Origin of the sequence: Acidiluteibacter ferrifornacis, assembly GCF_009909615.1 — a bacterium.
Lineage (GTDB): Bacteria > Bacteroidota > Bacteroidia > Flavobacteriales_E > Vicingaceae > Acidiluteibacter > Acidiluteibacter ferrifornacis.
On the sequence record NZ_WWNE01000018.1, the window covers coordinates 19,604 to 42,442 of the forward strand.

The 22,839-nt window shown below is 35.6% G+C and carries 24 protein-coding genes; 8 read left to right on the forward strand and 16 right to left on the reverse strand.

Going from position 1 to position 22,839, the window contains the following annotated elements:
• Nucleotides 1–89 precede the first annotated feature (89 nt).
• The 4 genes from htpG (at nt 90) to GQN54_RS14140 (ending at nt 3,874) form a co-directional block, all read left to right on the forward strand.
• Nucleotides 90–1,964 (forward strand): molecular chaperone HtpG, encoded by a 1,875-nt coding sequence (gene htpG, locus GQN54_RS14125; RefSeq protein WP_160634215.1) that lies wholly within the window; start codon nt 90–92, stop codon nt 1,962–1,964.
• 75 nt (nt 1,965–2,039) lie between these two features.
• Nucleotides 2,040–2,618, forward strand: coding sequence for a LemA family protein (locus tag GQN54_RS14130; RefSeq protein WP_160634216.1), 579 nt, complete (start codon nt 2,040–2,042; stop codon nt 2,616–2,618).
• 2 nt (nt 2,619–2,620) lie between these two features.
• Nucleotides 2,621–3,058 carry a TPM domain-containing protein gene (locus GQN54_RS14135; protein WP_160634217.1) on the forward strand — a complete coding sequence of 146 codons (438 nt, stop codon included), beginning with the start codon at nt 2,621–2,623 and terminating at the stop codon, nt 3,056–3,058.
• A gap of 3 nt (nt 3,059–3,061) precedes the next feature.
• Nucleotides 3,062–3,874 carry a TPM domain-containing protein gene (locus tag GQN54_RS14140; RefSeq protein WP_160634218.1) on the forward strand — a complete coding sequence of 271 codons (813 nt, stop codon included), beginning with the start codon at nt 3,062–3,064 and terminating at the stop codon, nt 3,872–3,874.
• 33 nt (nt 3,875–3,907) lie between these two features.
• Here the strand turns inward: GQN54_RS14140 and GQN54_RS14145 are convergent, their stop codons facing one another.
• The 8 genes from GQN54_RS14145 to GQN54_RS14180 all read right to left on the reverse strand — a co-directional run bounded on the left by GQN54_RS14145 (nt 3,908) and on the right by GQN54_RS14180 (nt 11,844).
• Nucleotides 3,908–5,113, reverse strand: coding sequence for an MFS transporter (locus tag GQN54_RS14145; protein WP_160634219.1), 1,206 nt, complete (start codon nt 5,111–5,113; stop codon nt 3,908–3,910).
• 301 nt (nt 5,114–5,414) lie between these two features.
• Nucleotides 5,415–6,428: a c-type cytochrome gene (locus tag GQN54_RS14150; RefSeq protein ID WP_160634220.1), complete on the reverse strand. Its 1,014-nt coding sequence runs from the start codon at nt 6,426–6,428 to the stop codon at nt 5,415–5,417.
• Nucleotide 6,429: 1 nt separating this feature from the next.
• Nucleotides 6,430–7,284, reverse strand: a complete 855-nt coding sequence (locus tag GQN54_RS14155) for a DUF5777 family beta-barrel protein (RefSeq protein WP_160634221.1) — start codon at nt 7,282–7,284, stop codon at nt 6,430–6,432.
• Between the two features lie 6 nt (nt 7,285–7,290).
• The gene (locus GQN54_RS14160) at nt 7,291–7,659 is read right to left on the reverse strand and encodes a hypothetical protein (protein WP_160634222.1); all 369 of its coding nucleotides are present in this window, start codon (nt 7,657–7,659) and stop codon (nt 7,291–7,293) included.
• A 92-nt stretch (nt 7,660–7,751) separates the two neighbouring features.
• The gene (gene hemA / locus GQN54_RS14165; RefSeq protein WP_160634223.1) at nt 7,752–9,008 is read right to left on the reverse strand and encodes a glutamyl-tRNA reductase; all 1,257 of its coding nucleotides are present in this window, start codon (nt 9,006–9,008) and stop codon (nt 7,752–7,754) included.
• A 58-nt stretch (nt 9,009–9,066) separates the two neighbouring features.
• Nucleotides 9,067–9,645 (reverse strand): globin family protein, encoded by a 579-nt coding sequence (locus tag GQN54_RS14170; RefSeq protein ID WP_160634224.1) that lies wholly within the window; start codon nt 9,643–9,645, stop codon nt 9,067–9,069.
• A gap of 32 nt (nt 9,646–9,677) precedes the next feature.
• Nucleotides 9,678–10,121: a hypothetical protein gene (locus GQN54_RS14175; protein WP_160634225.1), complete on the reverse strand. Its 444-nt coding sequence runs from the start codon at nt 10,119–10,121 to the stop codon at nt 9,678–9,680.
• Between the two features lie 148 nt (nt 10,122–10,269).
• A complete protein-coding gene (locus tag GQN54_RS14180) occupies nt 10,270–11,844 on the reverse strand; it encodes a hypothetical protein (RefSeq protein WP_160634226.1) in 1,575 nt (524 codons plus the stop codon).
• 201 nt (nt 11,845–12,045) lie between these two features.
• Between GQN54_RS14180 and GQN54_RS14185 the strand changes: the two genes are divergently transcribed.
• The gene (locus GQN54_RS14185; RefSeq protein ID WP_160634227.1) at nt 12,046–12,510 is read left to right on the forward strand and encodes a hypothetical protein; all 465 of its coding nucleotides are present in this window, start codon (nt 12,046–12,048) and stop codon (nt 12,508–12,510) included.
• A gap of 75 nt (nt 12,511–12,585) precedes the next feature.
• Here the strand turns inward: GQN54_RS14185 and lepB are convergent, their stop codons facing one another.
• The 6 genes from lepB to GQN54_RS14215 form a co-directional block, all read right to left on the reverse strand.
• Entirely contained in the window at nt 12,586–14,118 is a 1,533-nt protein-coding gene (lepB, locus tag GQN54_RS14190; RefSeq protein WP_160634228.1) for a signal peptidase I, read from the reverse strand.
• Between the two features lie 4 nt (nt 14,119–14,122).
• Nucleotides 14,123–14,836: a 4-hydroxy-tetrahydrodipicolinate reductase gene (gene dapB / locus GQN54_RS14195; RefSeq protein ID WP_160634229.1), complete on the reverse strand. Its 714-nt coding sequence runs from the start codon at nt 14,834–14,836 to the stop codon at nt 14,123–14,125.
• A gap of 76 nt (nt 14,837–14,912) precedes the next feature.
• Nucleotides 14,913–15,476: a DUF5683 domain-containing protein gene (locus tag GQN54_RS14200; RefSeq protein WP_207554919.1), complete on the reverse strand. Its 564-nt coding sequence runs from the start codon at nt 15,474–15,476 to the stop codon at nt 14,913–14,915.
• A gap of 9 nt (nt 15,477–15,485) precedes the next feature.
• The gene (locus GQN54_RS14205; RefSeq protein WP_160634230.1) at nt 15,486–16,379 is read right to left on the reverse strand and encodes a ParB/RepB/Spo0J family partition protein; all 894 of its coding nucleotides are present in this window, start codon (nt 16,377–16,379) and stop codon (nt 15,486–15,488) included.
• On the reverse strand, nt 16,372–17,184 hold the full coding sequence (locus tag GQN54_RS14210; protein ID WP_160634231.1) for a ParA family protein: 813 nt from the start codon (nt 17,182–17,184) through the stop codon (nt 16,372–16,374). The genes GQN54_RS14205 and GQN54_RS14210 overlap by 8 nt, the downstream gene beginning before the upstream one ends.
• Nucleotides 17,185–17,202: 18 nt before the next feature.
• Nucleotides 17,203–17,883, reverse strand: a complete 681-nt coding sequence (locus GQN54_RS14215) for a metal-dependent hydrolase (RefSeq protein ID WP_160634232.1) — start codon at nt 17,881–17,883, stop codon at nt 17,203–17,205.
• 180 nt (nt 17,884–18,063) lie between these two features.
• Between GQN54_RS14215 and GQN54_RS14220 the strand changes: the two genes are divergently transcribed.
• Together GQN54_RS14220 and GQN54_RS14225 are read left to right on the forward strand one after the other, a co-directional pair.
• Nucleotides 18,064–18,585: an NADPH-dependent FMN reductase gene (locus GQN54_RS14220; protein WP_160634233.1), complete on the forward strand. Its 522-nt coding sequence runs from the start codon at nt 18,064–18,066 to the stop codon at nt 18,583–18,585.
• Nucleotides 18,586–18,589: 4 nt separating this feature from the next.
• Complete coding sequence (locus GQN54_RS14225; RefSeq protein ID WP_235933092.1) at nt 18,590–19,027, forward strand: DoxX family membrane protein; 438 nt, start codon at nt 18,590–18,592, stop codon at nt 19,025–19,027.
• A 222-nt stretch (nt 19,028–19,249) separates the two neighbouring features.
• Here GQN54_RS14225 and GQN54_RS14230 read toward each other — a convergent pair whose 3' ends face one another.
• Together GQN54_RS14230 and GQN54_RS14235 are read right to left on the reverse strand one after the other, a co-directional pair.
• Complete coding sequence (locus tag GQN54_RS14230) at nt 19,250–19,603, reverse strand: DUF3276 family protein (RefSeq protein ID WP_160634234.1); 354 nt, start codon at nt 19,601–19,603, stop codon at nt 19,250–19,252.
• Nucleotides 19,604–19,761: 158 nt separating this feature from the next.
• Nucleotides 19,762–21,594, reverse strand: a complete 1,833-nt coding sequence (locus GQN54_RS14235) for an ABC transporter ATP-binding protein (protein WP_160634235.1) — start codon at nt 21,592–21,594, stop codon at nt 19,762–19,764.
• Nucleotides 21,595–21,730: 136 nt separating this feature from the next.
• Between GQN54_RS14235 and GQN54_RS14240 the strand changes: the two genes are divergently transcribed.
• Nucleotides 21,731–22,837 carry a Glu/Leu/Phe/Val family dehydrogenase gene (locus GQN54_RS14240; RefSeq protein WP_160634236.1) on the forward strand — a complete coding sequence of 369 codons (1,107 nt, stop codon included), beginning with the start codon at nt 21,731–21,733 and terminating at the stop codon, nt 22,835–22,837.
• Nucleotides 22,838–22,839: the final 2 nt, after the last annotated feature.

Here is a 22,839-nt window from a genome sequence, read left to right on the forward strand (position 1 = left end):
AAAGTCATTTGGTACAGCCTTTGACTAAAGCGGAATGGCTATATGAGCCACTTAAGTTTATAATTATTAACCTATAAATAGATTAAAAAATGGCACAAGGAAAGATAAATGTTCAAACTGAGAATATTTTTCCAATCATCAAACAATTCTTGTATTCTGATCAAGAGATATTTTTGAGAGAATTGATTTCAAATGCAGTGGATGCAACTCAAAAATTAAAAACATTGGCTTCCTTAGGAGAAACGAAAGCAGATGTTAGCAATTTAAGAGTAGAAGTTAAATTAGATAAGGATGCAAAGACCTTAACTTTCTCTGATAACGGAATCGGTATGACCGAAGAAGAGGTGGATAAATACATCAACCAAATTGCATTCTCTGGTGCTGAAGAATTTGTACAAAAATATAAGGATAAAGCAAGTGTAATCGGTCATTTTGGTTTAGGTTTCTATTCCGCATTTATGGTGGCCTCTAAGGTTGAAATTATAACACTTTCCCATAAAGAAGGAAGTAAAGCAGTAAGATGGGAATGTGACGGATCTCCTAACTTTTCTTTAGAAGAAACCGATAAGGCAGCAAGAGGAACTGATATCGTTTTACATATTGCAGAAGATTCAGTTGAGTATTTAGAAAAGCATAAAATTCAGCAATTGTTAGACAAGTATTGCAAGTTTATGCCAATTGAAATCAAATTTGGAACCAATGAGCGAACTGAAAAGGTAGGAGAAGGTGATGACGCAAAGGAAGAGAAAATAATAGAAGATAATATCATCAATAACCCAACTCCTGCTTGGACAAAAGTGCCGGCTGATTTAAAACCAGAGGATTATAAAAATTTTTATAGAGAATTGTATCCAATGACTTTTGATGAGCCATTGTTTCACATTCATTTAAATGTAGACTATCCATTCAATTTAACTGGTATTTTGTTCTTTCCTAAATTGAAAGGAAACATGGAAATGCAGAAGAATAAAATTCAATTGTATTCTAATCAGGTGTTTGTTACCGAGTCTGTTGAAGGGATTGTTCCTGACTTCTTAACCATGTTGCATGGTGTAATTGATTCTCCAGACATTCCATTGAACGTTTCTCGTTCATACTTGCAGAGTGATGCGAACGTAAAAAAGATTTCAAAGTATATTTCGAGAAAGGTAGCAGATAAGCTAGAGGAATTGTATAAAAATGATCGAGCTGACTTTGAGGAGAAATGGGATGATATTAAGATTTTTATAGAATACGGAATGCTTTCTGATGATAAATTCCTTGAAAAAGCAAAGAACTTTGCACTGTTGAAAAATACAGAAGGTGTTGCTAAAACCATGGAAGAATATTTGGAGCAAATCAAACCGTTGCAAACAGATAAGGACAACAAAGTAGTGGTGTTGTATACTTCAAACAAAGATGATCAGTATTCATATATCTCAGCAGCCAAAGATAAAGGTTATGATGTTGTTGTGATGGACTCTCCATTATCAGCACACTTTGTAGGTAAATTGGAACAAGAGTTTAAGGATACTACTTTTACTAGAGTTGATGCTGACACTATAGATAAACTTATCAAAAAGGATGAAGAGATACCTTCTAAATTATCGGAAGATGATGAGAAGAAATTGAAACCAGTGATTGAGGGAGCATTACCTAAGGAGAAATATACGGTAGTGTTTGAAAGTATGAGTGAAAAGGATCAACCTTTTACCATCACTCAATCAGAGTTTATGAGAAGAATGAAAGACATGAACGCTGTTGGCGGCGGAGGTATGATGGGAATGGGTAACCTGCCTGAAATGTACAATATGGTCGTTAATTCTAATCACCCATTGATTTCTAAAATCTTAAATGAGAAAGAAGAAAACAAACAAAAGGACATGACCAAACAAGCCACAGACTTGGCATTGTTGTCACAGAATTTATTGAAAGGAGAAGCCTTGAATAAATTCATTAAACGAAGTATTGAATTGATTAATTAAAATGCAAATGGCTTCTTGATTCGTTGAGAAGCCATTTTTTAAATACCTTTATCACACAATCAAACAATAGAAAAAATGAAAAAAATAATAAAGTTAATGTTAGTTGCTTTTTTTGCCATAAGCATGTCTTCGTGTGGATACAACAGCATGGTTGAGAAAAGTGAGAATGTAGATAAATCATGGGCTCAAGTCCAAAATGTGTATCAAAGAAGAGCTGATTTAGTTCCAAATCTTGTGAATACAGTAAAAGGGGCTGCTGACTTTGAGCAATCAACCTTGACGGCTGTTATAGAAGCAAGATCAAAGGCGACAAGCATGAATATTGATGCTTCACAGCTTGATGAATCTTCCATGCAAAAGTTTCAGGCTGCTCAAGGAGAGTTGTCGGGAGCATTAAGTAGATTGTTGGTTTCTGTGGAGCGTTATCCTGAATTAAAAGCAAATCAAAACTTCTTAGAGCTGCAAGCGCAATTGGAAGGGACAGAGAACAGAATTGCAGTGGAGAGGAAAAAGTTTAATGAAGCTACAGGAGATTACAATACATACATCAAGCAATTTCCAAGGAATATATATTCGGGTTGGTTTGATTTTGAAAAGAAACCTTATTTCGAAGCAGACGCAGGAGCAGAGAAGGCACCAGAAGTACAATTTTAATTATGGCAAAAGAACTATTTAACACCCAGCAAATAAACTACATTGAATCAGCCATAGGTACTGCTGAAAAAGCGACTTCCGGAGAGATTCGTGTTCACATAGAAAAACGGTGTAAAGAAGATGTATTAGACAGAGCATCCCATATTTTCAGTCTTTTAGAAATGCAGAAGACAGAGCTTCGTAATGGGGTTCTGTTTTATTTAGCAACTGAGGACAAGCAATTTGCTATCCTTGGCGATGTGGGGATCAATGCAGTGGTTCCAAAAGGATTTTGGGATGAAATTCGCGACAATATGGTAGAATTCTTCAAGAAGGGAGAGTTTACAGAAGGGTTGGCATACGGTATAAAAGCGTCAGGAGAGCAATTAAAGGCCCATTTTCCTTATCAGAAAGACGATGTAGATGAATTACCGAACGAGATTTCATTTGGCAAAAAATAAATTATGATTCGAATTAAACAACTTTTACTTTTTATACTAGTAACCCTTTCATTTGGGGCTTTTTCTCAAGATTGCATTCCGGAAAGACCCTCTAAAGCCAGACTTGTGAACGATTTTGCGGGAGTATTTTCTGCTCATGAAATTGATTTGTTAGAAGAAAAGTTGGTGAATTTTAATGATACAACTTCTACACAAATTGCTGTAGTTACCGTTTTGGATTTGTGTGATTATGATGCTTCCTCCTTTGCTTTTGAATTAGGCGAAAAATGGGGCGTAGGAAATGCTGAATTTGATAACGGAATTGTTGTTTTATTCAAACCAAAAACCAATGATAGTAAAGGGCAAATCTATATTGCTACTGGTTATGGCTTAGAAGGAGTTTTACCTGATGCTATTGGTAAGCGAATCGTGGAGAAGGAAATGATTCCTTTGTTTAAGCAAGGAGCAATTTATCAAGGTATTAACAGAGGAACTTCTGTTATAATAGATATAGTGGGAGGTGAATATTCTTCTGAAGCTTATCAGAAAAAGAGCAACAAACCCATTCCAGTTTTCCCGTTTATTTTTGTACTATTTATCATCTTCTTGTTTGTATTCAGCGCTGTAAAAAGAGCCAAAACTTATTCGTTAGGTCATGATGTTTCCTTTTGGACCGCCTTGTGGTTAATGGGATCAGCTAATAGAAGTCATCGAGGAAGTTGGAATAACTTTAATTCAGGTGGTGGTGGATTTGGTGGTTTCGGAGGAGGCGGCGGTGGTTTTGGCGGCTTCGGCGGAGGAAGTTTTGGTGGAGGAGGAGCAGGTGGGAGCTGGTAATTCTATATTGATTACTTCTTCATTGGAAAAACACTAATTCTCAAAACCAGATTCATCCACTACTTTAATCTTCCGAGCAATGATGATGGATAGAATTCCCATTGCAATAGCGATATAGCCTACCCAATCGTAATGATGTAATAATCCATCTTCGCCTTGGGTAATAATTAATCCTCCAAAGTAAGCAGCAAATCCATTGGTCAATTGACGGCATGCAGAGTTAAAACTCATGAAACTACCTCTGTTTTTTGGTCGAACTGATGAGGTAATCATAGCCGTTGATGGGATCATGCGCCCTGAACCGAAAACAAAGAAAAAAGAAGTGATTAACAGTACAATCCAGATCGGCTGTTCTGTTAAATTGGTGAGAAAGAATATGGGGAATGAAACGATAATCACCGCAATAACAAAGATCTTTAATCGTCCAAAACGGTCAGCTAAACGGCCTATTAGTGGAGCGGTGAATATAGTTAACCCTCCTCCAATTAGATAGATATACGTAATGTCTTTTTCAGAAAAACCCACATTTGTCACTAAGTATGGACTAATAAAAGGGACGACTGAAAAATGACTAAACATGATGATAACGCCAAACAACAATGCGTAAAGTTGATTTTTATTTTCTAGTACATTTCTAACAATTGCAATTGGAGACTCTCTATCCGCACGGCTAACAATGTGTGTATTCATTGTGGGAATGAATTTTGCAATAGGGATTAGAGTTAATAACGCAATCACACCTAGCGAAATAAAGGGAAAATGCCAATCGGATAAAGTGGCTAAGTACAATCCAAGAGGCACTCCGACAACTGAGGCCAAAGAAAAGGAGGCCATTACCAAACCCATAGCCCCAGCTCTTCGCTCATTGGGGACTGCATCCCCAATGATTGATAAAATTAATGCACTTAGAATTCCACCAAATGACCCAGTAAAAGCTCTGGTGAAAAGCAACAAATAATAGCTGCTGGAGAAGCCACAGGCCAATGTGCCTAAAGCAAAACCTGTCGCCATAATGATAAGCATTTTCTTACGGTCGAAACGATCTATAAAGAAAGCGCCAACAAATCCAAAAATGCCGGCACTAAATGTATAGGCTGAAACCAGCAATGCAAATTGGCTTGGCAGAATATCAAATGCACGCATCAGGGTAGGTCCTAACGGCATTAAAATCATAAAGTCAGTAATGTGAGAAAATTGAATGACTGCTAGGGTTAATAGCAGTGCTCGTTCTTTGTTCATTTCAGTAGTTCATAAAGCAAATAAACTATCCGAGGATAACTGTATTGCTTTCTTGGAGCCCCAAAATTAGAGATTAAATAACGAGAATTATGAGAATGCTTAGAAAATATATGTATATACATCTATTTTTTTAGTTTTTTAAGAACCTACCAACTCAAGCGCTCAATTGTTATTTAAATTGTTGGTGTGATCATCTTTATGAATATAAAAGAGATAGATAATCATTCATAGTAACGATATGTTTATAAGGATGATATTTTTGGCAGAAGTATTTTTTTAGACTGCTGTTTTGGTAGATTACTTACTTCGCTTCTTGTTCTATATAAGCTCTTAAATCTTCTATCTGCTGTGGACTCATTCTTTCTTCAGGATAAAGTGGCATATATCTAGGTTTTCCTTTGTCTGCATAAGTGCCATGAACTACAATGTCATAAATGTTATAATAACTGTTTTTGTCCAAGTTTCTTTTGAATTTTTGGAATGTCACCTTTGCATTGTCCAGAAGAATTGGGGAAACTCCTCCGGCTTGATGGCAAGCCTGACAACTTAATTCATATAGCCTTTTTCCATTCGTCGGGTCACCAACTAAACCAGAATATCCTTCAATTTTATTAGTTGGATTTTTCGGAAAGGTGGCAGGGCTTTTTAGTGCGTATTTAGATTTTAATAGTTTGATTTTATCTTCTTTTTTCCCTTCTGACTGCAATTTATTCAACTCTTCATCGGTTAGATTTAAATCTCCAATGGTTAACTGAATAGATGCATAATACGCCAATATGGCTTCTAATTCCCAATCTTCTAAATAGCGACCAGAGGAACAAACTTTAGCACATAACTGTGTGGCCTCTTCTAAACTTTTGTTGGCAGGAATAACTAGGTCTCCATATTTCAATACATAATCATCGTTGTACCAACTTTCTCGGTTATACATTCCCCAGAAGGTAGTTGCAGGTAGAAATTTTAGATTGTTTTTTTCTGCATGTAATAATCGCGCTTGTGGATCAAATTGAGTAATGTTCGGATCTTCTTGTACTTGATTGTGGCAGCTTGTACAAGCAAAATACTTACTGATAAAAGGAGACATCTTTCCATCAGGCCCAACAGTTCGTCCATTAAACACTAATTCTTTTCCTCTCTCTATTTGCTCCTTAGCAGCATTGGGACGGTAATGAGATTTAGGAGAATCGTTTAACTCTATGAGCACATCACTTAATTTTCTATCCTTAGAAAGGTTTATTTTAGAAAAATTGAAACCCATCCAGCTGAATGATAAGAAGGATACCAATACTATCGCAACTGATTTTAAGTTTTTCATCTTACTTATACTTTTTACCTTTCAATTGAAAATCCCTGCTGATGTTGAATCCAAAGTAGACATCTCCTTCGAAAAAATCCTGACGAGTTTCAGAAATAAAAAATTTGTCGATCATACCTTGAGAGTTGGAGACATGTAGTTGGAAAACATGACTTTTGGTTTGAATATCAAATCCCAAAGAAAGGGAGTTTGTGAACTGATCGCCCAACTGGTCAGGTAAAACATAATAGTATTCTGCTTGGAAAGAAATAATTTTCGATAGTTGATACCTGGTGGCAGCTCCAATAGCAAACAGGTCGTTTTTTTCAGCTTTTGTGTCTACTAGGTTTTTATGGATGAAAGTGGGCATTATTTGAGCAGAGAACGCATCACAAAATTTTCGAGCAATCATCAATTGGTGCCCATAAGTCATCCGATTAGCTATGTCGTATTCTTCGCCGGGATTATCTGGGAAATCAGCAGTTCTGATTGCAAAATTACTTTGCCATGTCATGGTTATTGGCATTTCTCTGGCTCCGACAGATTGCCTTAATAATTTGTATTTGGCAAAGCCATCTACCGTCTTCTCAAAAGAGCTTCTTCCTATTCCTATTGTAAATCGGTCCGTAACACCATAATCCAGTCCTAATCGAATACTAGCTTCATCTAAACCGAAAAAATTATTGATTCCTTGAGATATTAATCCAAAACGATGAGAAATAATAAATTTCAACTGTCCTTCCTCGTTTGTCTCTACTGATTGTCCGTTGACAATTCGCGTATCTTTAAATGTTTCACTACTGTATTCTGTTGTTTCTTGAGCAATCAACGAAGTGCCACAAAGCAAAAGAAGTATTCCAAAGCCAAAATTTTTCATCTTTTATTAATTATTTGGTGCACCTGCATTTAACCACGACTCTATTTTCTTGATTTCACAATCTGGAAGAGGACCACTAGCAGGCATATCTTTCTTAATCACAACACGTTCTCTAATTTTATCACCGTTATCAATTTTATCTTTAATTCCTTGATAACTTGTAAAATCTCCTTCACTAAAACCACTAACATGACAGCCTGATATTGCACAATTAGCTGCAATTATGGGATTGATGTCGATACTAAATGACATGGAATCAGTAATGCAAACTTCTGAAGTGTCTTTTGGAAATAATTCTTCTTTATTTTCAGATTCGCACGAATTAAACAAGATGGGAAGAGTGATGCCTACCAATATAATGAATTTTGATCGCATATATTATTGTGTTACCTAGGTTTTAATACGTATATATTAGGGAAAGATAATAAAAAAAGTGAAGGGTCAATTGTTACTATTATTGGAATTCATTAATTTGTCTCTTTTACGGTTTTTTTTTCAAGATTAAATAAGTCACTTAATGTTTGTGATATTTGTGAAGCTTCTTCTCTCATGCAAATGGCTTTTAGGTGAAGTACTGGCAATTTTATGATTTTTTGAACTAAATTTTTGGTAGCAATTTCCAACAATTCAGCTTGACTGTTTTCTATTCCTTTTAGGTGGCGTCCTACTTCTTTTTGTCTCATTTCTTCAAGTGCTGCCTTTAATTGTTTTACTACTGGAGAAAACTCCATTTCTTTTTGCCAATCTTTTAATTCATTGATAGATCGTTGGATAATGTAGTTAACTTCATCAATTTTACTTTGTCTTTTTTGAAGTGTTTGTTCGGTTTGCTCTTTCAAATCATCTACGTTAGCGACGATTATTCCTTGATGACTTTTTAAATTCTGGTCAATACTTCGTGGTACAGCTAAGTCGATGTATAATTGATGACGAACACTTTCACTTATAGATTTTTGATTGATTATGGGTTTTTCAGATCTAACAGCTGAAATAATTACCGAGGCATTCTCTATAGCCGAGTTTAAAGATTCATAAGGTTGGAATTCAAACCCATATTTTTCAACTATCTTTCTTGCCTTTTCTGGTGAGCGATTAATGATTACAATTTGACCATTATAATTTTTGAGATTTTCAGCAACTGTTTGTCCGATTTCACCCATACCAATGATTACTACTTTGGGTCTTCTAAATTGATAACCAAATTCTCTTGCTCTGCTGACTGCTGCAGATGCTAATGATGTATTTCCCTCTTTAAATTTAGTTTCATGCGTTACTCTTTTGTTGGTGTGAAAAATACTATGTAATAATCGATGTAAAAAGGGTCCGGCAGTTTGTTCATCCGCAGAAAGCTGATAGGCCCTTTTTACTTGATTAATAATCTGCATATCTCCTAAAATCATTGAATCTAAACCAAGAGAGACATTGTATAGGTGCTTAACTGCGTTCAATCCTTTATAAAGATTGAAGTGTTTAATAATCATTTCTCTGGGTAGTCTAACTTTTAGCGCCAGTAATCTATACACTTGATCTACTTTTTGTTTTGGGGCTGAGAAATATATTTCTGTCCGGTTACATGTAGCTAATATTAGTATGTCTTCAAGTCCTAGAAGAGATTTGAACTGATGAAGTAATCCTCTTACTTTTTCATCGTCAAATGAAAACAATTCTCGAAATTGGATGGAAGTATCTTTATAGGAAAGGGAGAGTGCGTTGAATTGTTTCATAAGGTTAAGGGGGTTTAAAATCCCTTAGCAGTTTGCTAAGGGATAAATTAAGATTAGATTATCTCTGTACTACTTGTGGTCTTAGCGTCTCCAATAGTGCACCAATTTCTCCAATAATCGGATCTGTTGGTGGAACACCATTTTGACCTGCACCGGTTACAACATCAGCAATAAATGCGTCCATAGCTGCATCGTCAGCTTTCTGAGCCATTCTTGAATACTTTGCAGGATCGTGAGCATCTGTCATATTTCTACCGTTGTAGGTGATAGTTTTAGATCCTGTTGCCGCACTAAAGAAGTTCGTTAAAGACATACTCAATGCTGTAAACCCAGAAAGGTCTCCTTGTCCAACTTCTCCTAAAAGGGTTGTAAAGTAAGGTTGCAGTAAAGTATCACCTGCAATCACAAATATGGTAGAATCTACCACAGATCTTAGTGTCAACTTTCCTTTCTCAATCATTACTCCGGCATTGTTAGGGTCTTCAACCATCTCGGTTCCGCCTAATTTTTCATAAATACTCTTTTCCGTTGGAGTCGGAGTAGGAGTTACTACTGTGTCGTCGTCATCGTCTTTACACGATGCAAAACTGATGGATACTGCAAGCAATACCAACATTACTTTAAATGGATTTTTCATGATAATATAGTTTTAATGAATAAAAGTGATTACTAGTTTTGAAAGATGTTTTGAAAGAAACTCCCCATCTTATAGGAGATAGAATTTTTATCAATGACAGGACAACTTGCAGCTAATTGCTCTTTAGAAGGAGTAAATAGGGCAGTGTTCAAACCTGTTTTTGTAGAAAAATTATTATAAATGCTCATTGCTGAGAATTCTTTTGGAAAGTAGGCAAATACTACAGTGCCGTGTTCTTTATTGATAACCACTCTTTCCACTCCTTCTACAGATTTGAATGAATTGTTGATTTCTTTGACATGATTATCGGAAAGGGGTAATTCTTCATTGATGTCAATCCGACTCAACTGCCACCCCCGGGTTGGATTTTTCTCTGGCTCAGGCGTTACTAAATAGATATGAACGGCAAGAATAATTACCAATAGAGCGAATATAGAACCTATCCCGATTGCTATTTTTAAGAATGTCTTTTTCATGTTTCCTGTTTTATTGTTTCATCCAGTTACGAAGTAGTTTCAGTTTTGGATTGATTCAAACAGAAAATAGGATAGCCTTCAATTTTTTTGAAAAAGAAAAGGCCTAAAGATTATTCTTTAGGCCTTTAAATAGTTATTAATTGGGATTTTAATCTAGTGTGATTCTTCCCAGTGATAGTTTTTTGCCTTTCTGACCTACAATGTATATTTCATCACCAGACTCAAACTGCTTAGAGACTTTTGGACGCAACAAGGTGCCTACCTCTTTAGCATTAAACAATGCCGACTTCCGTTGCTTTCCATCTTCATTTACAGTTACTACTACTGCTACAGCCTTTTTTTGGCCGGTGAACGGTCTCATTTTGGATCTTTCGTTAATAGCTAAGTTTTTAATATTGTCGTTGAAGATAAAAAAAGCTTTATCATCATTTAAGCCTAACACGTATGAGGAGAACATAGAGGTAGACGATTTTTGATATTTTGGAATTTTAATATTTTCAACAATTTGACCTTCTGGATTTACAAAGACCATAATGATATCATTGTCATAATAAGTATAAGTGGTTCTCATATGACCATTTGCATCCGTGTAGGTGTTTACAACTACATAGCTTTGTTCAGCTATAAAAGTAATGCTACCATCATTTGCAATGGTTAGATTTCTTAATTCATAATTAACTAAACCTACATCCTTTCCTTTTTCTGCCTTTTTTTCGGTTTTTTTCTCGTGTTTCTCGGACATCCCTTCCGTGATAAAGTTTAGCGGAAATTCTTTAAAGCTACTAGCTTCCACTTGCTGAGTATTTCCATCAATTCGTAAATAAAAAGTCCCACTAACCTTGTAAATATCTTTACCATATAACCCTCCAACTATGATATCATCATTCTCTGTTAGTGATAACGTCATCTGATCTATGTATTTATCTTTAATGATAAGCGGATACTGAACGATTTCTTCTCCTAAATCCGTGTATGCATAAAGCTGAAACTCTTGTTTATTGCTAGATCTAACTCGCTTTTCAGGGATGACATTTCCTAAAACAAATACATTCCCATTATTACTGATTTCCATTTTCTTCAGGACGAAATTATCATCAGGAAACTCTAGTTCATCTAATTTTTCCCAAAGCAATTTGAAATCTTTATCGAATACTTTAATTCCTACTCGCTGCTTACTGTATTTTCCTTCTCTAGGATTGATGTAGTTTACTAAAATATACTCATCATTCTTAGAAACCGCCACATTAAAATTTCCTCTATTTCGTCTTCCATTATTTCCAAAATCAATTTGAGCTAACTGAGTCGTTTTAGACTTTAGCGTCATTGATTTTTTATCAATTTCTTGAACGTATAAAGTTTTTTTATCTGTTTTTTTATCGGTTACATAAGTGAAAGCATATAAGTTTTCTCCCAATTGCGTGACTTGTTCTAGAGATTTATTGGAGATATTCTCATCCAATTTGATGATGGAAGACTTTCTTAGCTTCATCGTTTTATTGTCATAAGCCAATAATTCAATTTTAGTTGCATCTCCACGACTCGCATATTCTTGTAAAGCATAGATATTCTCGGAGTCTTTACCGACTATCCCTTCGAAAGTACTTTGTTTTGTACTTTTTATTTCAGGACCCCACACGGTTTTTAAATTCGAAATATTGACTTGAGAAATCGCGGCGAAATGGAAAGAAAACCCTATTAGGGCTAGAGAAAGTAATTTTTTCATTTTTAGGTTTTTGGTTTGAATTTCAATGATAATTAAAAAAGTGTTAAAAACTACTCTTTTAAGAAATAAGTAGAATGACTTAGAGTAAAGTAATAGAGAATGGCAAGGTGGGATTCAAGTCATTCGAGATGGTTTGATTTAAGGTTTTATTGCTTGTTGAGTTTAAGTCGTTATATTTACAAGGAACCTAAAACTTTTTTCATGATACGATACTTTAGAATTTCAATGGTAGTGCTAATAGTTTTGAGCTATGCAAAGGCATATGGTCAGAATAATTATCTTCTAGGAGGTTTACAAGTCAATAATATATTAGACAATAGTACCTATCCTTCTGATATTGGATTTCATTACGCCAGTCAAGTTTCTTTAGGTGCTCAAGTTCCATTGTTTGTTAATCCAATAACCTCCAAAGAGCAGTTTTCTTTAGAGATGGGAATTGGGAAATTGGTGAATTCTATGTATTTCAAAAGCACTAAAAATATGGGTAGTGGTGGAGTGGTAGAAGGATTTTTGATTGAAGCGGAGCCTATATTAAACATTTATGAGAATAAATCAAAAACCTTATTTTTTCAAGCCAGCGTTAATAATGTCTTGTATATATTTCCCAAATATGAATCTGGTAGCGGTACATTAAGTTTGGACTCCAATGAATTGATAATGAGTTAAATAATTCGAATTATAGCAAAATGCCCAACCTCTAAAAAGAAGTTGGGCTTACATAACATAATATCATAAATTGAATTACTCTTCGCCTTTTATAAGTGTAAATAGTCTATCCCATCTAACCTTATCAAGCCCTGTTCGGTTTGGGTCTAATGATAACCACACAAAAACAGCTTTCCCTACGATATGATCTTCTGGCACAAAGCCCCAAAAACGACTATCTTGAGAGTTATGCCTGTTGTCTCCCATCATCCAATAGTAGTCCATTTTAAAGGTGTAAGTATTTGAAAGACTACCATTAATATAGATTTCTTTTCCTTTTATCTGAAGGTCGTTACCCTCATAAACCTGAATGATTCGTCTGTAAATGGGCAAATTCTGTACAGTTAATTCAACAGTCTCTCCTGCTTTAGGAATTGTCAACGGACCAAAATTATCTTCCGTCCAATCATAACCTTTTGCATTGGGATAAATTAAATTCTTACCATATTTCCCATCTGAATAGTATCCTTTTGGTTTGTTGATCGGCTCTACTTGTTTTACATGTGGTAGAGCTTCAATGCGTGCTTTATTTTCATCAGTCAATAGCATAAAATAAAGGCCTGGTCCATCCATTCGGTATTCAGTAATCTCCCAATCGAGCAGTTGTTTTGGAGCAAACCCGGTTCCATCCGTTTTAACTAAATAACTAAATTGAACGCCAAATGCCTGATATGCTTCTTTATCGTTTACAAATAATTGAGTGTTTCTCACTTCAATTTTATCACCTGGGATACCAACACATCTTTTGATATAATTCTCTCGTTTATCCACAGGTCTGGCCACGATGTCAAATTGTTGTTCCAAGGTTTGTCTGCCATAATCTCTTTCCAACTGATAAAATGTTCGATCTTGGTGTTGAACTACAACTGTGTCCCCTGCAGGAAAGTTAAAAACTACAGCATCATTTCGCTCCACTTTTCCAAATTCAAATACTCTGTGATAAGGGAATTTAATCCATTCTAGATATGATTTAGTTTTCTCAGTTCCAGGCATGGTATGGTGGGCAAAAGGGAAAAAGATAGGGGTATTCGGAACTCTTGAGCCATAGCTTACTTTACTTACGAACAAGAAATCACCCACCAAAAGTGACTTTTCCATAGAAGACGTCGGAATGGTAAAAGCTTCGATGTAAAATGCACGAATTATTGTAGCTAAAATCACTGCAAAACTAATGGCATCTGCCCATTCTCGGCTTTTAGGTTTTGTCCAACGATGAACCACTTCATGTCCTCGCCATTTGTATTCTTCTTTACTTCCTAAAAGGTATAAATAGATGGGTGCACCCACTACCATTGCTACGTGCTTTTGAAATTCAAAAATTCCAAACCGCTTCAATAGCTCTGTAATAATACCTATCCAAATGATGAAGCCAACAAATGGAATGTAGTAAACAATCACCCACCACCAAGGCTTTTCCACCAACTTAATTGCGAGATAAGTACCATAGAAAGGAACCAAGGCTTTCCATGGCTCTAATCCTGCCTTTTTGAAAACCAAGTATAAACCAACGTGGCTGGCTAGAAAATAAATTATGGCTAAAATAGTAGCCAACTCAATGCTTATCAACATAATATTAGATTTTCAATACATCATTCATGGTAAAAACCCCATGTTTATTTATTATAAATTCTGCAGCTATAATAGCACCCAAAGCAAATCCGTCTCTATTGTGTGCAGTGTGCTTGATTGCAATTTCATCTATGGCTGACTGATACCTCACTTCATGCGTACCTGGAACATTCGGAGTTCGAACTGCAGCAATTTTTAATTCGCTATCACTAGCTTCATCCAATTTCCAGTTGGTTAAATTAGAATAATTCTCTAAAATACCTTCCGCTATTGTAATGGCTGTTCCACTTGGCGCATCTAGTTTCTCAGTATGGTGAATTTCTTCAACCTCCACTTTGTAATCTGAATGTGGCTGCATCAACTTTGCCAACTGCTTGTTGAGAGCAAAGAATAAGTTCACGCCAACACTAAAATTGGTGGCTGCTAAAAATGCAGAATCATTTTCTAGGCAAGCTTTTTTTAGAGAATTGTACTTGTCGTACCATCCCGTAGTTCCTACAATTACTGGCAATTGGGCCTCAATGCACTTTTTGATGTGTGTCTCCGCCAGTTCTGGTCGGCTAAACTCAATAGCAACATCAGCGGCTTTCAATTCATTGGTAGTTATTGATGCAGCATTCTCAGAATTGATTCTCAATACTACCTCATGACCTCGTTCTTTTGCCAATCGTTCAATGGTTTTACCCATTTTTCCATATCCGTAAAGCGCAATTTTCATAGTGAATGTAAAGTTAGAATTAGCGATTTAAAATTGAAGAATTTTTACATTACAGGTGCTTAATCCTTTTCAATGGTTATTTTTTCAATCTGAGGTTAATTTGAACTCCAGGCATATATGCTCTAGAAAATGGATCATAGTTTACTCTTGGACGTATTGAAGCAGATAAATCTTCACTAACATCAAAATAAAATAAATGGGCATCAACTGCTGCGTCTACAATGTTTAGGATGTAACTAAATCCTGCCAAAACGAATAACAGATCTCTGTTTTTTCGATGGTATTCAATAAGGGTCAATAAATTTTGATCGCTGTATACACCGGTATATTTTGAATCTATTGTAGTAGAGTCGTTATCGACTCTGCTAACATACGCAGATTTGAATTCTCTAAATCGATCACGTTGGTCAAAAGCGAAGTACAAACTAGCCCCAATAGCTCCATATACTAAAGGCACTTTCCAATATTTCTTGTTGTAGATTTGACCAGCTCCAGGGAGTATTGCGGAGAGCATGGCTGCTTTCTTTGGAGAATGATTCAAGAACATAGAATCCACAATAGTGGTGTCACTTTGTGCTTTCAACTGCATAGAAGAAAGAAATAAGGTAAAACCAAATAAATATATGGATAAGTACTTCAAAGGCTGGATTTACAAATCTAAAAGTTCCATGATGCGCAGTAAATGGTCTTGTGACTCAAAAGGAATAATGATCTTTCCTGTTTCTTCTCCTTGACGTTGCAACTTAACTGTAGTTTGAAAAAACTCCGATAAATCAGCTTTCATCTTTTGTTCATGAAACGATAATGGCACAGAAACCGCCTTCTTGACAGGAGTAGATGGTTTTCTTTCCTTTACCAACTCTTCTGTTTGTCGAACGGATAATTCGTTTTTTAGTATTTCATTAAACATATTGAGTTGGGTAGCTGTATCCTTTGCATTAATCAAAGCTCTAGCGTGTCCCATACTAATGGTTCTGTCTATGATGGCATTCTGTATTTCAGCAGGAAGCTTTAATAATCTTAAGTAGTTAGCAACTGTACTTCTTTTTTTACCTACTCTTTGAGAAAGTTCTTCTTGAGTAAGATTACACTCATCTACCAAACGTTGATAACTGATTGCAACTTCAATGGCGTCCAAATCTGCCCGTTGAATATTTTCAACCAATGCCATTTCAAGCATTTCTTGGTCATTCGCAATTCGGATATACGCAGGAATTTCCTCCAAACCAGCTAACTGAGAAGCTCTGAAACGACGCTCACCAGAGATTAGTTGATACTTGTTGTAACCTAACTTTCTTACTGTAACTGGTTGTATAATACCCAATTCGGCGATAGATTGAGACAGGTCGTTTAACGCTTCTTCTTCAAATTTTGTACGAGGTTGGAACGGATTGGCCTCAATCATCCCAATCGACAATAAAGCCACAGATCCAGCCGCCTCAGTTACATCTTCTCGTGTTAATTTTTTGCTGTTAGTGATGTCTGTATCATCATTTTCTAACAATGCACTTAAACCTCTACCCAATACTCTTTTCTTACTCATCCTCTAAATTAATTACCTTTTCAGATTCACTAATTTTAGTTAAATTATTGTTCTGCAAAATTTCGCGTGCTAAATTAAGATAATTGACCGCACCTTTACACGTTGCATCGTGCATGATAATGGTTTCTCCGTAGCTAGGCGCTTCTCCTAATTTAGTATTTCGTTGAATAATGGTATCAAAAACCATCTGTTGGAAATGGGTTTTAACTTCTTCAACAACTTGATTAGAAAGTCTTAGTCGGATGTCATACATGGTCAATAACAATCCTTCAATTTCTAAATCAGTGTTCAATCTTGATTGAACAATTTTAATGGTATTTAACAATTTCCCTAAACCTTCCAAAGCAAAGTATTCACACTGAACAGGAATAATTACAGAGTCAGCCGCAGAGAGCGCATTCAAAGTAATCAAACCCAAAGAAGGAGAACAGTCGATAATGATAAAATCGTAATCGTCTTTAATTTTTGATAAAGCCAATCGCATCATTTTCTCCCGGTTAGGAAGGTTTATCATTTCTATTTCGGCACCTACTAAATCGATATGACCAGGTAACAAATATAAGTTTGGAGATTTGGTAGCTAGAATGATGTCTTTTGCTTCCACATCATTAACCAAGCATTCGTAAATGCTTGTTTTTACATTCTTTGGATCAAAACCAACACCTGAGGTTGCATTTGCTTGAGGATCTGCATCAACGATTAGTACTTTTCGCTCTAATACACCCAGTGCAGCTGCAAGGTTAATCGAAGTAGTGGTTTTTCCAACTCCTCCTTTTTGGTTGGCGATTGCAATAATTTTACCCATTCTATCTATTGAAAAAAATTAAATTTCTATTGTTGCTCCAATTGACATTAATTGAAGATTCACTCCTTTACTATTGAAGTCTTTGATGGCTTTTTCACCATCTAACTTTATTGGCGGAAAAGTATCGTAGTGCATACCGATAACCTCATTACACCCTACAAAACCTGCTGCTGTGATGGCATCTTTAACACCCATGGTAAAATTGTCACCAATTGGTAAAAATGCTAAATCTATTTGATCATAGTCACCAATTAATTTCATCTCGCTACTCAATGCAGTATCACCTGCATAATAAATACTTTTACCTCCAGATTTGATGATGTAACCATTGGGGTTTCCACCATAGCTACCATCAGGCAAGCTACTAGAGTGTGCTGCAAAAACACTTTTTATCGTTCCAAACTCAAAGGCAAATTTGCCCCCTGTATTCATCGCATGAACGTTTTCAATTCCCATTTTAGAGCACCACTGAATGATTTCAAAATTAGAGATCACTTTTGCGTTGGTTCGCTTAGCGATGTATTCTAAATCAGCAATATGGTCTGAATGTCCATGAGTAACAACAATATAATCAGCAGAAATACTATCAATATTTATGTCGCGCGCTAATTCATTTGGTCGAATAAACGGATCAAACAAAATAGAGCAATTGTTGGTTTTAACTCCAAAGCAAGAATGGCCATAATAAGTAATTGTCATGAATCGTTGGAATTTTGGTCGTTCAAATAATCAAAAATAACCGCAAAAATGGGCTTAAATGCTTTATTTTGCGCCATATTTAATGTGCGTGTTTGCTCTTTCGAAATTACCATTTTTATGGTGGTTTATTTCCAATTGTTAACAACATTTTTTGAACAGTTTTTTGTTAAAAGATAACCCATGATTACTATTATTTCAGCCTCAAATCGAAAGGGAAATATGACCCAGTTTTTTGCAAATTATTGCAAGAATCAGCTAGAAGAAAGAGGGGAAAAGGTCAAACTTTTTTGTTTGGATGAGTTGCCCAATCGAATAGATTTAGATGAGGTCTACAATTATGAACACTCCATTTTTACTGTGATTGCTCAACATTATATCATTCCTTGCGACAAATTATTTTTTGTTGTTCCAGAATATAATGGTAGTATTCCAGGGATTCTCAAGTTATTTATGGATGCGATAAAACCGGAATTTTATGCGGGTAAAAAGGCCGCTTTATTGGGAATTGCTGCTGGTAGAGCAGGAAACTTAAGAGGGATGGATCATCTGACAGATATTTTGCATTATTTGCAAGTAGAGGTGATGGCGCTGAAACTTCCAGTGTCTAAAATTTATGATATCTTAGGCGAGCTGGGGGTAGTAGAAGATAAAAATACACAAGAAGCGATCAATCAACAATTAGAAAAATTTATAAACTATTAAATCGATGAACACTATGCTTTTAACAAGTTTTTTTTCAGGAATGGATGACGAATGTGGAATCCTAATTATTAAGATTGCTTTTTCTTTGTTTTTAGGAATTCTTTTCCTTCAATCTGGTTTGGATAAAGTATTTAACTATAAAGATAATTTAGAGTGGTTAAAAGGGCATTTTGCACAATCTCCTTTAGCTAAGATAGTTCCATTTATGGTGTTAAAAATTACCATTTTAGAGGTTTTGGCAGGTGCATTTAGCTTGTTAGGTGTTTATGGATCAATCGTTCAGAATGATATTTTTTTAGAAATTGGATTAATCATTTCTGCAGGTTCTTTAATTGCTCTCTTTTTTGGTCAGCGCATGGCGAAAGATTATGCAGGAGCAGGGGGATTAGTACCTTATTTTATTGTAACCATACTCGGAATGGTTTTTATGATGGCGGCTTAAATCAACGGTATCGATATCATCCAACAACCAAATTCAGGTTGTTTTATAATTAGGACTATTTTAGGAATTTGATAAGTAGTCACCAAATTATCGAATGAAAGTGTGATGCTATTTATTCTTTAAATGTAAAGCACTTCCTTACATATTGGTAGTGAGAAGGCAGTATAAAAAAAGGTTGAACAATTTATTGTTCAACCTTTTTTGTGTGTATATTTTTGAAAGTTAACTGTCTAAGTCATCAAAATTAACATCCGTAAATTCTGATTGAATTTTCTCTACTACTTCTTCTCCTTGTTCTAGTTTTAACGCTTTTATTTTATCGATAGCTTCAGTTAAGCTATCAGTAAACTTTTCGAAGTCTTCTTTGTAAAGAAACAATTTGTGCTTTTCGTAAAAGAATTTGCCATTATCTGCATTAAATCTTCTTTTACTTTCCGTAACAGTTAGATAGTAATCATCATTTTTAGTTGATTTTACGTCAAAAAAATACGTTCTTTTTCCTGCCCTTACTGCTTTTGAAAATACTTCGTCTTCTCTTGATCCCTGCTCCTTGTCGTAATTTTCTTTTCCTTCCATCTTCTTGACAATTTGTTCTTAGAATTACAATTTTAAAGTGTTTCCAACAAAACTAAATAAAATATATTTAATCTAACTTCCAACCATAGTAAGATTTTTAGCTGTTTTTCAAGAAAAAAAATATCAGAGAATAATGTCTAATAGCGTAAGCAATGATCTTAATTCAAGGCCGTTTTCTGATCTTCTAGTAATTGACGCTCATAGATATCAAAGTATAAACCTTTTGCTTCAATTAGTTGATTGTGCGTTCCTTCTTCGGCAATTCGGCCTTCGTCTAGTACAATGATTTTGTTCGCATTTTTTACTGAGGATACCCGATGACTAATGATGATGCAAGTACTCTGTTTTCCAATTCTGTCTAAACTGCTTAAAATTTTCTCTTCTGTTTCTGTGTCTACAGCTGACAAACAATCATCAAAAATCATCAATTTCGGTTTTTTGATAATGGCACGTGCAATAGAAATACGTTGCTTTTGTCCTCCGGAAAGAGTGATTCCTCGCTCACCCAGAATGGTTTCAAACTGCTTTGGAAAATCCATTATATTGTCATAGATGGCAGCATCTTTTGCAGCTCGTTCAATTTTTTCAAAGGGAGGCATTTCTTCGCTGTAACCAAATGCTATATTGTTGGCAATATTGTCTGAAAATAGAAAAACTTCTTGCGGAACATAACCGGTGTTTCCTCTCAAAGCATTTAAGTCTAGCTCTTTTAAGTTAATCCCATCCATATATACACTTCCAGATGTCGGGTCATAAAGTCTGCACACCAAATCAGCAATAGTCGATTTACCCGAACCGGTTCGTCCTATAATTGCAAGAGTTTCCCCTGGGCTCACCTGAAAATTAATGCCATCTAAAGCTTTTGTACCCGAATCGGGATAAACGAATCCTACATTTTTAAATTCAATTTCCCCTTTCATGTTTTGTAGTGGAGTTGTTCCGCTTACAATCTCAGGTTTGGTTTCTAAAAACTCATTAATTCTTCTTTGAGATGCCGCTGCACGTTGCACTAGAGAAGTTACCCAACCTAAGGCAGTAACTGGCCAAGTGAGCATATTGACATAAATAACAAATTCAGCAATATTTCCTGGAGATATTGGAGGAGGAACACCCGCTTCTACAGCTTCTATGTAGATTTTTGATCCAATATAAATAGTAAAAATCGTGCTTAAGCCGATTAACAAGGTCATAATGGGCATGAATAAAGCTTCTGTTTTTACAAGGTCTAGATTTTTCTCTTTGTAAGTGGTCGCAGCTTTGTCTAAGGCTTGATTAGCGTAGTCTTCTTTTACAAAAGATTTTAAAATTCGAATTCCTGAGAAAGTTTCTTGAGCAAGAGTTGATAAATTAGACAATTGAGCTTGTACAGCTTCACTCTTTTTATTAATTACATTACTTACATAATAAATCAAAACAGAAAGCACAGGAAGCGGAGCCAATGCGTATAAGGTCAGTTTTACATTGATACTCAACATTACAGAAATAACAAAGATGAATAATGTAACCAAGTTGATACTATACATAATACCTGGTCCAAGATAGTTTCTAGTACGACTGACATCTTCACTGATCCGGTTCATAATGTCTCCAGTGTTGTTGCGCTTGTAAAAAGGCATGCTTAGTTCTTGGTAGTGCGCATATACCTCATTCTTTAAGTCAAATTCTATCAAACGACTCATGATTATAATGGTCTGGCGGGTAAAAAAGGTAAAAAGGCCTTTCAATAAAGCCATCACCATAACTAAAACGGCAAAGAATATTAAACTTTTAGTTAAATCCATATCCTTGGTGAAGGCGGCAATCCAAGGCATATCCCCGTTGTTAACTACTTCTTCTTTGCTGATAAAACGAGCTACCTGATCAAAGGCTTCACGGATTATTTGGGGTGGATAAATCGCAAAAACATTCGAGATGGCTACGAATATAATCCCTAGTCCTAATCGCCATTTATACTTTAGGAGATACTTATTTAGATACTTTAAAGAATTCATAAATTGTGCACTTTACGCCCGTTCTAAACAAAATTTTAATACTATTTTTGCAATCGAATTTTGTAGACGGCAACGCCTGCAAAAGTACCTAATATCTTTAGGTTTATTAGCAAGTGATAATGTTAACTTTAATAGAATGAATGAAGTAATTGATATCAAAGAAACTAAGCTAGCAGAGAATCCTGTGATTAGCAACATGGTCACTTACGACCACGAACAAGTTGTATTTTGTCAAGACAATGCAACTGGTTTAAAAGCAATTATTGCCATACACAATACCACATTAGGTCCTGCATTAGGAGGAACTAGAATGTGGAATTACAAGAATGAAGTAGAAGCGTTGAACGATGTTTTGCGTTTATCAAGAGGGATGACATACAAAGCGGCTATCACTGGTCTAAATTTAGGTGGTGGAAAAGCGGTAATCATCGGAGATTCTTACACTCAAAAATCTGAAGCTTTATTCAGAAGATTTGGAAAGTTTGTAAATAGCTTAAGCGGTAAATATATCACTGCAGAAGATGTGGGTATTAGCCCAAGTGATATGGAGTGGGTAAAAATGGAAACGGACCACGTAGCTGGAGTTCCTGTATCATTAGGTGGTAGTGGAGATCCATCTCCTGTTACTGCTTATGGTGTTTATATGGGGATTAAAGCAGGTGCAAAAGAAATGTACGGTAATGATTCATTGACCGGAAAGAAAGTATTGGTTCAAGGAATTGGTCATGTTGGCGAGGTATTGGTAAAATATTTATCAGAAGAAAATGCAAAAGTATACATCACCGATATCAACGAACAGAGACTTGCAGATGTAGCTAATAAATACGGCGCTGAAGTAGTTTTAGGTGATTCTATCTATGATTTAGATATTGACATTTATTCTCCATGTGCTTTAGGAGCAACTGTAAACTCAAACACTATTCCTCGGTTGAAGTGTGCGATCATTGCAGGTGCAGCGAACAATCAATTAGAGAATGAAGTGATTCATGGTGCTGAGTTGATTAAGAAAGGAATTTTATATGCTCCTGACTTCTTAATTAATGCAGGTGGACTGATCAATGTGAATAGAGAAGTAGCTAATTACGGTGAAGATAGAGCAATGGAATTGACTCAGAATATCTATAACACCACATTAGATATCTTCAAGAGAGCGATTCAAGAAAATATACCAACTTATGCTGCAGCCAATAAATTAGCTGAAGAGCGAATTAAAGCAGTAGGTAAGATTAAACAAGTAAGATAAAT

Coding starts and splice junctions, on each gene's coding strand:
- htpG (WP_160634215.1), top strand. CDS start 90: ATGGCACAAGGAAAGATAAATGTTCAAACTGAGAATATTTTTCCAATC.
- GQN54_RS14130 (WP_160634216.1), top strand. CDS start 2,040: ATGAAAAAAATAATAAAGTTAATGTTAGTTGCTTTTTTTGCCATAAGC.
- GQN54_RS14135 (WP_160634217.1), top strand. CDS start 2,621: ATGGCAAAAGAACTATTTAACACCCAGCAAATAAACTACATTGAATCA.
- GQN54_RS14140 (WP_160634218.1), top strand. CDS start 3,062: ATGATTCGAATTAAACAACTTTTACTTTTTATACTAGTAACCCTTTCA.
- GQN54_RS14145 (WP_160634219.1), bottom strand. CDS start 5,113: ATGAACAAAGAACGAGCACTGCTATTAACCCTAGCAGTCATTCAATTT.
- GQN54_RS14150 (WP_160634220.1), bottom strand. CDS start 6,428: ATGAAAAACTTAAAATCAGTTGCGATAGTATTGGTATCCTTCTTATCA.
- GQN54_RS14155 (WP_160634221.1), bottom strand. CDS start 7,284: ATGAAAAATTTTGGCTTTGGAATACTTCTTTTGCTTTGTGGCACTTCG.
- GQN54_RS14160 (WP_160634222.1), bottom strand. CDS start 7,659: ATGCGATCAAAATTCATTATATTGGTAGGCATCACTCTTCCCATCTTG.
- hemA (WP_160634223.1), bottom strand. CDS start 9,008: ATGAAACAATTCAACGCACTCTCCCTTTCCTATAAAGATACTTCCATC.
- GQN54_RS14170 (WP_160634224.1), bottom strand. CDS start 9,645: ATGAAAAATCCATTTAAAGTAATGTTGGTATTGCTTGCAGTATCCATC.
- GQN54_RS14175 (WP_160634225.1), bottom strand. CDS start 10,121: ATGAAAAAGACATTCTTAAAAATAGCAATCGGGATAGGTTCTATATTC.
- GQN54_RS14180 (WP_160634226.1), bottom strand. CDS start 11,844: ATGAAAAAATTACTTTCTCTAGCCCTAATAGGGTTTTCTTTCCATTTC.
- GQN54_RS14185 (WP_160634227.1), top strand. CDS start 12,046: ATGATACGATACTTTAGAATTTCAATGGTAGTGCTAATAGTTTTGAGC.
- lepB (WP_160634228.1), bottom strand. CDS start 14,118: ATGTTGATAAGCATTGAGTTGGCTACTATTTTAGCCATAATTTATTTT.
- dapB (WP_160634229.1), bottom strand. CDS start 14,836: ATGAAAATTGCGCTTTACGGATATGGAAAAATGGGTAAAACCATTGAA.
- GQN54_RS14205 (WP_160634230.1), bottom strand. CDS start 16,379: ATGAGTAAGAAAAGAGTATTGGGTAGAGGTTTAAGTGCATTGTTAGAA.
- GQN54_RS14210 (WP_160634231.1), bottom strand. CDS start 17,184: ATGGGTAAAATTATTGCAATCGCCAACCAAAAAGGAGGAGTTGGAAAA.
- GQN54_RS14215 (WP_160634232.1), bottom strand. CDS start 17,883: ATGACAATTACTTATTATGGCCATTCTTGCTTTGGAGTTAAAACCAAC.
- GQN54_RS14220 (WP_160634233.1), top strand. CDS start 18,064: ATGATTACTATTATTTCAGCCTCAAATCGAAAGGGAAATATGACCCAG.
- GQN54_RS14225 (WP_235933092.1), top strand. CDS start 18,590: ATGAACACTATGCTTTTAACAAGTTTTTTTTCAGGAATGGATGACGAA.
- GQN54_RS14230 (WP_160634234.1), bottom strand. CDS start 19,603: ATGGAAGGAAAAGAAAATTACGACAAGGAGCAGGGATCAAGAGAAGAC.
- GQN54_RS14235 (WP_160634235.1), bottom strand. CDS start 21,594: ATGAATTCTTTAAAGTATCTAAATAAGTATCTCCTAAAGTATAAATGG.
- GQN54_RS14240 (WP_160634236.1), top strand. CDS start 21,731: ATGAATGAAGTAATTGATATCAAAGAAACTAAGCTAGCAGAGAATCCT.